We start from the raw sequence: 247 nt of genomic DNA, 5'->3' as shown, positions 1-247 counted from the left end.
AAAGAGGGCCGCACGTGCTTGAGGCGGAATTCGACCAGTTTGCGCGGGAATATCAGGAGCAGCATGCCGCAAGCATAAGGCTGAGCGGCGAAAACCCGGATTTCTTCGCCAGGTACAAGATCGACGACGTCGCCGCGACGCTGCGGCGGGCCGGTGTCAAACCGCGACGAATACTGGATTTCGGCGCCGGCGTCGGCAATTCGCTCGGCCATATGCGCAACGCGTTTCCCGACGCGGAGATCACCTT

Annotated in this window: 1 pseudogene; it reads left to right on the top strand. The window is 61.5% G+C overall.

Going from position 1 to position 247, the window contains the following annotated elements:
- Positions 1 to 14 precede the first annotated feature (14 nt).
- Positions 15 to 247 (top strand): annotated as a pseudogene (locus AC0L3S_RS39620) (class I SAM-dependent methyltransferase); the annotation flags it as partial.

The sequence above is a fragment of the Bradyrhizobium sp. Ken01 genome (genome assembly GCF_055807355.1).
The sequence above is the reverse complement of the archived record's forward strand: the minus strand, read 5'-3'. Positions and strand labels throughout refer to the sequence as shown.